This is a genomic window from Methanosaeta sp. UBA458, from assembly GCF_002496085.1.
Classification (GTDB): Archaea; Halobacteriota; Methanosarcinia; order Methanotrichales; family Methanotrichaceae; genus Methanothrix; species Methanothrix soehngenii.
This window is the reverse complement of the sequence record NZ_DAIK01000023.1, coordinates 1-7,389: the sequence shown is the minus strand read 5'-3', so window position 1 is coordinate 7,389 and position 7,389 is coordinate 1. Positions and strand designations below refer to the sequence as shown.

The following is a 7,389-nucleotide window of genomic DNA, read 5'->3' as shown; positions in this document are numbered from 1 at the left end:
CTAGAGTCCTCATAATCTCTTTCCAGGATGTGGTCAATCCGAAAAACGGCGTCCTTATCGAAAGAGCGAATAGAAAGATGCTTTACTAGAAAATCATGCTCCGGTTGGGATTTGAACCCAAGTCGAAGGAGTGAGAGTCCTACATGATTGGCCGAGCTACACTACCGGAGCGCGGATGGGGGGTGGTTGTTACTATCATTTAAGGCTTTTGGCCCTGTAGAAAGCAGTCGCAACACTCCTTCAGTGCGCACTCCTCATGCTTCGGCCCACGGGCTCGACAGATCTGCCTCCCGTGGCGGATCAGGTTCAGGTGAAAGGAGTGGTAGCACTCCTGGGGCACAATCCTCTCCAGGGCTTTTTGCGCCTTCTCCGGCGATAGGTTTTCAGTAACCAGGCCCAGCCGCCGCGAGACCCGGAATACGTGGGTGTCCACGGGCATGAACGGCATGCCAAAGGCAAAGAGCAGGACGATCGACGCCGTCTTCGGCCCAACGCCGGGCAAGTCCAGGAGGTAGCTCATGGCCTCGTCCTTATCCATCCCCTCCAGAAAGCCGATATCCATCGCCCCCCGGTCCCTCTTTATACTGAGGAGGACCTCCTGTATCCGCAGGGCCTTGATATTCGCCAGACCCCCCTCCCGGATGCAGTCCGCTACCTCTTCCGTTGGGGCCAAAAGGAGCGACTCATAATTCCCGTAGTCCCTCTTCAGATTGGCGAACGCCCGCAGGCTGTTGATATCGCTGGTATTCTGTGAGAGTATGGTCATCACCAAAAGGTCCAGAGGATCGATATGATCCTGCCGGGGAACGCCATACTCCTCCTCCAGAATACGAATGCAAGCTAGAACCTTATCGCCGACCTTCTGCTTTGCCATCCCTGCGGAGACTGGCTCCTTTTGCCTTAAAGCTTATTGCGAACAACCAGTCAGCAAAAATTTATCAACCTGTGAATTAAATAGAGAGCAAATGGATTTTGTGGACATCTACCCCTTTCTAGTGGCCATGCTAATTGGAGCTCTCATCGGCACTGAGCGCCAGCGCCGTCTGGCGGAGGAGAAGGTCCGGGGCGTAGCAGGCCTGAGGACCTTCATCCTGATCTCCCTGTTAGGCGCCCTGTCCGCCACCCTGGCCGCCCAGTATGGATCCCTCTTTGCCGTCGGCGCTCTCTCCTCATTTATCATTCTGGTGGCGGTGGGCTACGCCTCCGCCGTCAGCTCCCTGGGAAGGATAGATCTCACAGCCGCCGTGGCCGCAGTGGTTGCATTCGTCCTGGGAATGCTCAGCAGCAATCCTGATAAGATCGCCCTGGCCGTCTCCCTGGCAATCATCACCACCTGGATCCTGGCCACCCGGACGGTCACACACCGCTACGTCGAGGCCTTGAACGAGGCGGACCTGCTCGACACCCTCAAGATGGGAATAATCGCCCTGGTGATCTATCCCATACTGCCCCTGGAGGCCGTCGACCCCTGGAGGGTGATCAACCTCCGCCAGATCTGGCTCTTCGTGATCCTGGTCAGCCTGATAGGCTACACCGGCTACATCCTCATCCGCATCCTGGGGGCGGAGAGAGGCCTTACACTGACCGGCATCCTGGGAGGCCTGGCCTCGAGCATCGCCGTCACCTCCTCCCTGGCGGAGGAGTCGAAGATCAATCCCCAGCTACTATCCTCCGCCGTCTTCGCCACGGCCATCGCCAGCAGCACTGTCTTTCCCCGAGTCTTTTTCATCGCCGCAATAGTAAACAAGGAAGTTTTGCCAGACCTTTTCATACCCCTCCTGACCATGACCGCTGTAGGCGTTGCCCTTGCCTACATATCTCACCGCAAAAGCCCGCCCCAGGGGGGCGAGGTGAAGGTCTCCGATCCCTTCCGCATCCTCCCCGCCCTCAAGCTGGGCTCGCTCTTCGCCCTGGTCCTGATCATCTCCCGCCTTGCCGGCCTGTACTTTGGGGATACGGGAATCTATGCAGCCAGCATACTCTCAGGTCTCGTGGATGTCGATGCCATCACCCTGAGCATGGCCACCTTAGCCCGGTCGACCCTTACTCCCAGCATGGCTGCCACCTCCATCACCCTGGCGGTGATCGCCAACACCCTGGTGAAACTGGGAATGGCTTATCTCCTGGGGAGCAGAGAATTCGGCAACCGGACAGCGGCAATCCTTCTGCCCATGGCCCTGGCTGGAATCCTCTCAATGCTCCTGATCTAAAGAGATCTTGATATAATATAGGAAAAAGAAAAGATGGGCCCGACGCGGTTCGAACGCGTGATCCCCGCCGTGTAAGGGCGATGTCATAACCAGCTAGACCACGGGCCCTGCCCCTTTACTATCTGCTCGTCATATTAGATCTTATCGCTTAGCCCGGGCGAACAAGCCCGGCCGGCTGCCGGGCTGCTCGCGACCTTTTGGGCTATTCTGAGGTTTCTCAACCGCCTTATTCAGGACCTGGTTTTTCGCTCCTCCTCTCCGCGGATGAACATTCCCGTCCGGGTCTCATCCAGCAGCTTTTTCGAGGGCTTGGCCGTGGCCAGGCTGACCACGATCATCGCTGCCACTGAGATGACAAATCCGTACATGCTGGGGTGCATGGGCATGGGGGCGATGAACTTGGCATAATAGCTGAAGGCGAACGTCCCCACCAGTCCCAGGATCATCGAGGCCAGAGCCCCCTCCCGAGTGGCCCGCCGCCAGTACAGCCCGGCGAACAGCGGTGTTACAAAGCAGGCCAGCATCACTCCGATGGCCATCCAGATCAGCCAGGCCAATAGCTCCGGGGGATTGGACCAGGCCAGGTACAGAGTGATAACCGTAGAGGCGACTATCGCCGCCCGGCTGAGCAGGGTGATCGACTTCTCCGAGGCCTCCTTGTTGATGAACTGCCGGTATATGTCCCAGCTGACATAGCTTCCTATGGTCAGCATCAAGCGGTCGGTTGTGGACATCACAGCGGATAGGACTATCACCGCCACCAGAGGGGCGAATATCCCCGGAAAGACATACTCCGAGGCCACAATGAAAGAGTAGTCTGCAGGATTGGAGACCCCGGTAGGCATGGCAATCATCCCCTCCTCGGCCATCGATCGGGCAGCAAACCCGGTGATCTTGCAAATGTACATGATCACCGCATAGATGACGAAAGCGGCAAGGGGGGCCCACTTGAAGTACCGGTCCTCTCTTGCGGCCAGCACATTGTTTACCACATGAGGAGCTGCTGCCAGGCCGAAGGTGAGCAGGAAGAAGAAGGAGACCAGGTACATGGGGGTCATGAAGGCATAGCCGGCATAGGGCGGGTGGACCTGGGGATACCACAGGTGGGTCATATTGACATCCATCTCCGCTAAGACGGTATTAACATGGGTCAATCCGCCGGCAGCATCGATCACCGCCGGACCGACGAGCAGCACCCCCAAGAGAATCATCATCCCCTGGATCAATGAGGCCATGCCGATGGCATACAGCCCTCCCAGGATGGTGTAGCCCATGACGATGACCGCACCGATCACCAGAGCCCACTGATAGGGTATCTTGAAAAGCCATGACAAGACCATGCTGATGGAGATGTACTGGCCCACCAGATAGATGATGGAGATGAAAACCCCGATTATGGCGGATGTTCCTCTGATCCCCCGGGGGCTGTAGAAGCGGTGGGCAAAATAATCCTGCATGGTCACATAACCGGTCTTGGCGGCGACCGCGTGAAGCTTCGAGCCGAAGAACAGTATGCACACCGCAGCGCAGAGGGGGACGAATATCTGCTCCCAGATGCTCGGCCAGCCGGTGGCATATCCCAGACCCGCCACCCCCAGGATGGTCATGCCGCTGCAGATGCTGGATACCACGAGAAGAGTGAAGGTCCAGAATCCCAGGTTCCTTCCCGCCACCAAGAAGTCCTCGGAGTTTTTAATCTTCTTGGAAGCGAAAGCTCCAATGGCGATGAGCCCTATGAAATAGACAGCAACAACAACCAACGTGGTAATATCCATATCCATCACCACCTCAAAGCCCATATCAGGAGCAGAATCGAGATGAATACTGGTACAATGATGATTCCTATGAACGTCTCTGTCGGTAGTCCTAAGATCAGATTAATCCCTCCATAGTGTTACGTGTGAGCATGGTTCAGATTGAGGATCTAATAAAGCTAACCGTTCTGAACTGAGGGTGTTCAACTTCATAGCAGCGCGGAGTCCCCATCGTTCACGGTGGGGAGGAGCGCGTGCGAATATCCTCACCTACAATAACTTTATATGGCATTGAGTGAAACATACCTGATAATGCAGCTCATAAAGACCATTGTCCTGAAGCTAGATGTGCCAGATAATGATCTAGCCGAGCTGCTAGCAACTTTCTCTCGCGGCATGAATTATGCCTCACAAATTGCGTTCGACATCGGTAAGCCCATTGGAAGTGGACAGCTCCAAAAAGCGACTTACAAGCATCTACGGAACAATCTTAACCTGAAATCGCAAATGGCTTGCAACGTGGCCCGCCAGGTATCAGGAGCTTACAAGACACTTCAGAGTCAGATCGACAAAAAGGAGTCTGAATGGCAACTCCTGGATTTCGATCCAACATCCGCAACATTCTCGTTTGAACGCGATTTCGGCATATCTGGAGATACATTGAGCATAACCACACTGGCAGGGCGCAGGAGATACAAACTCCTGAACTATCGATATGCTCAGAGATACTTCGACGGGTCCTGGAAATATCTAGCATCCAAGCTTTGTTTACACAAAAACGGAGCTTACTTTTTCCATTTGGCCTGTGCGAAGGATATTCCAGACAGGAATATAGTCGATGCATCCACTTTCATGGGGGTAGATGTTGGCATTAATTGCCTGGCGGTTGCATCTACCACAGACAAGCAATGCAAGTTCTTCGCAGGTGGTGAGATCAAGAACCACAGGAACATCCGATCCAAGGAACGCCGGAGATTACAGAAGGCAGGTGGTCGTTATTTGGGCACTCGGTCCTCTATGAGAACTCTCAAAAAAATAGCGGGCCGAGAGACACGGTTCATGACCGCCGTTAATCATAAGGTATCCAAGGACCTGGTGAAATTCGCTACAGATAACGGTGTTTCGGCAATCGGTATGGAAGATCTGACGGATATCAGAAAGAGAACGGAAAACAAGGTCTCTACAGAATTCAGGTACGAGCATAGCAGTTGGGCATTCAGGCAACTACAGGCTTTTGTGGAATATAAAGCCAAAGAAGCCGGGATAGCTGTAATTTACATAAATCCTGAATATACTTCCCAAACCTGCCCCAGATGTAACCACATCAGCCGAAATAACCGCCGTGGTGTAGCCTTCCGATGCGAAAAATGCGGTTACGAGACCCATGCCGATAGAGTTGGTGCTATGAACATCGAGCACCGAACACGAGATTTGAGGTATATCCTTGAGTCTCAGGGTGGTTTAGTCAGCCCACCAGACGCGACACGACTTTTTGCGTAGTCGCAAGCCGCGCCCTTCAGGACGCGGTAGTTGACCTGAGAGCTTTTATAGTGATCTCGCCACATCTTGAGGGATGAGCGAGCTACTTTCCACCTCCGGCAACAGACTTCTGGGGCTTTGCGATGACGCCTCTAGAGCTGTGGCCTCCTCTATCCGGGATATGATCGGCACCGCGTCCGGCGGGCAGATGGTGAACATGGGTGCAGACGGCACTCCCACCAAGGTGATCGACCGCGCAGCAGAGAATGCGGTCCTGGATGTGTTGCAGTCGTCGGGCATGGGCTTTTTGGTGCTGAGCGAGGAGAGGGGAGAGGTGAGGATAGGCGAAAATCCCGACCATTTCCTTCATCTCGATCCCCTGGATGGGACATTCAACGCCATTTCTGGCATACCATTCTACGCCCTGTCAATCTACATCAGCGGGGATGATTGCCGGCTGGGATACATTTATGATCTCGCCCGAGGGCAGAGATTCTATGCTGAAGCGGGCAGAGGGGCTTATGCCGGATCGGGAGAGAGGATATGCGTATCCCGGAATGAGGACTTCAAGAATTTCAGCATCTCTGCCTATACCATCAGGCCTAACACCGGCCGCATAACTGGAATAGGAAACAGGGTTAGGAGGATTCGAACCTTGGGGAGCGCTTCCCTGGAGATGGCGCTGGTCGCCAGGGGAATGCTGGATGCATTTGTCGATTTGCGGGGGATGATGAGGGTGGTGGATGTGGCTGCTGGTATCCTGATCATCGAGGAGGCGGGTGGAAGGGTATCCGATTCAGATGGAAACCAGCTCCATATGGCAGGAGACATGTGGCAGAAGAGGTGTCTCGTCGGCTCCAATGGCCTGCGGCATGAGGATCTGCTTAAGCTAATAGACGGTGGTTGCGATTAGGATCGGATTTGTCTCCCGCAGGGAGGAGGAGTCTGTCTTGCTGGCAGAGAGGCTCATGGATGAGATCGAGTCCTGGAATAGCGGTGTACAGATCCTGGCAGACGGGGATCTCGCCCTAACGATTGGAAGGCCGCCCTCATCCGTTCAGGAGATGGAACGGCTGAAAGTGGATTTTATTGTCTCCATAGGAGGAGACGGCACCATACTCAGGACTATTCATAAGATGGCAGATCCGGTGCCAATACTGGGGATAAACATGGGCACCCTGGGCTTTCTAGTGGATGTGGAGCCTGCGGATGCTCTGGAGACTATAAAGCGCCTGCTTTCGGGATTCGTGGTGGACGAGCGTTCCCGGCTGAAGCTGCTTTTGAACGGGGTCTGCATGCCCCGTGCCACCAATGAGATCGCCTTTTTAACCGCCAGCCCGGCCAAGATGATCGAGTTCGAGATCCTGGTTGACGGCTCCCTGATGGAGGACTTCCGGGCGGATGGGGTGATCATAGCCACTGCCACCGGCTCCACCGCTTATGCCATGTCCGCCGGAGGGCCCATCGTCGACCCCCGGGTGGATGCCATCGTCCTGGTTCCCATGGCCCCCTTCAAGCTCTCCAGCCGCCCCTGGGTGATGCCCGGAAACAGCGTCATTGAGGTCCGGCTCAAGCTGCCTGAGAAGGAGGCGCTGGTGGTGGTTGACGGCCAGAGTTCGACGAACATATCCACCAAGGATTCAATAGTGATAAGCAAAGCCAAAACACCGGCCAGGTTTGTGAAGGCTGCAAAGGACGGCTTTTATGCCAAGGTGAAAAGCAAGCTGGCCTAGGCAATCAGGCAATCGAGCTGGCTCTCAATTCGCCATATCATGCTAATGCCGCCAGCCTTCAGCCCACCTCTCTTTTAAGCATCAGCGTGGCCGCGATGAACATCAGCATGAAGAAGGATCCCAAAAAGATGAGATCCGGCAAGATCTGATACAACGATGCTCCCTTGAGCATTATCGCCCTCAGGGCGTCGCTGGCATAGGTCAGGGGCAGAA

The 7,389-nt window shown here is 54.9% G+C and carries 6 protein-coding genes and 2 tRNA genes; 4 read left to right on the top strand and 4 right to left on the bottom strand.

All coding sequences use genetic code 11. The annotated features are described in order from the left end of the window. Nucleotides 1-96: 96 nt before the first annotated feature. A tRNA-Glu gene (locus BP822_RS01440) sits at nucleotides 97-171 on the bottom strand. Between the two features lie 28 nt (nucleotides 172-199). Beyond that, on the bottom strand, nucleotides 200-874 hold the full coding sequence (locus BP822_RS01435; RefSeq protein ID WP_286877561.1) for an endonuclease III domain-containing protein: 675 nt from the start codon (nucleotides 872-874) through the stop codon (nucleotides 200-202). Between the two features lie 91 nt (nucleotides 875-965). On the opposite strand from BP822_RS01435, the gene BP822_RS01430 reads away from it, so the two are divergent. Then, the gene (locus BP822_RS01430; protein ID WP_286859008.1) at nucleotides 966-2,210 is read left to right on the top strand and encodes an MgtC/SapB family protein; all 1,245 of its coding nucleotides are present in this window, start codon (nucleotides 966-968) and stop codon (nucleotides 2,208-2,210) included. Nucleotides 2,211-2,244: 34 nt separating this feature from the next. On the opposite strand, the gene BP822_RS01425 is transcribed toward BP822_RS01430, so the two are convergent. Further along, nucleotides 2,245-2,318 (bottom strand) — tRNA-Val (locus BP822_RS01425). 122 nt (nucleotides 2,319-2,440) lie between these two features. After that, complete coding sequence (locus tag BP822_RS01420) at nucleotides 2,441-3,991, bottom strand: sodium:solute symporter family protein (protein ID WP_048133104.1); 1,551 nt, start codon at nucleotides 3,989-3,991, stop codon at nucleotides 2,441-2,443. A gap of 285 nt (nucleotides 3,992-4,276) precedes the next feature. Between BP822_RS01420 and BP822_RS01415 the strand changes: the two genes are divergently transcribed. From BP822_RS01415 to BP822_RS01405, 3 genes are all read left to right on the top strand, one after another. After that, complete coding sequence (locus BP822_RS01415; protein ID WP_013719657.1) at nucleotides 4,277-5,464, top strand: RNA-guided endonuclease InsQ/TnpB family protein; 1,188 nt, start codon at nucleotides 4,277-4,279, stop codon at nucleotides 5,462-5,464. A gap of 73 nt (nucleotides 5,465-5,537) precedes the next feature. After that, nucleotides 5,538-6,356 (top strand): bifunctional fructose-bisphosphatase/inositol-phosphate phosphatase, encoded by an 819-nt coding sequence (locus BP822_RS01410; RefSeq protein WP_013719658.1) that lies wholly within the window; start codon nucleotides 5,538-5,540, stop codon nucleotides 6,354-6,356. Then, nucleotides 6,343-7,176, top strand: coding sequence for an NAD(+)/NADH kinase (locus BP822_RS01405; RefSeq protein WP_013719659.1), 834 nt, complete (start codon nucleotides 6,343-6,345; stop codon nucleotides 7,174-7,176). The genes BP822_RS01410 and BP822_RS01405 overlap by 14 nt, the downstream gene beginning before the upstream one ends. The last annotated feature ends 213 nt before the right edge of the window (nucleotides 7,177-7,389 follow it).

Bases quoted from the DNA above. Each gene is read 5' to 3' on its own strand.
- BP822_RS01435 (WP_286877561.1), bottom strand. From the start codon at position 874: ATGGCAAAGCAGAAGGTCGGCGATAAGGTTCTAGCTTGCATTCGTATT.
- BP822_RS01430 (WP_286859008.1), top strand. From the start codon at position 966: ATGGATTTTGTGGACATCTACCCCTTTCTAGTGGCCATGCTAATTGGA.
- BP822_RS01420 (WP_048133104.1), bottom strand. From the start codon at position 3,991: ATGGATATGGATATTACCACGTTGGTTGTTGTTGCTGTCTATTTCATA.
- BP822_RS01415 (WP_013719657.1), top strand. From the start codon at position 4,277: ATGCAGCTCATAAAGACCATTGTCCTGAAGCTAGATGTGCCAGATAAT.
- BP822_RS01410 (WP_013719658.1), top strand. From the start codon at position 5,538: ATGAGCGAGCTACTTTCCACCTCCGGCAACAGACTTCTGGGGCTTTGC.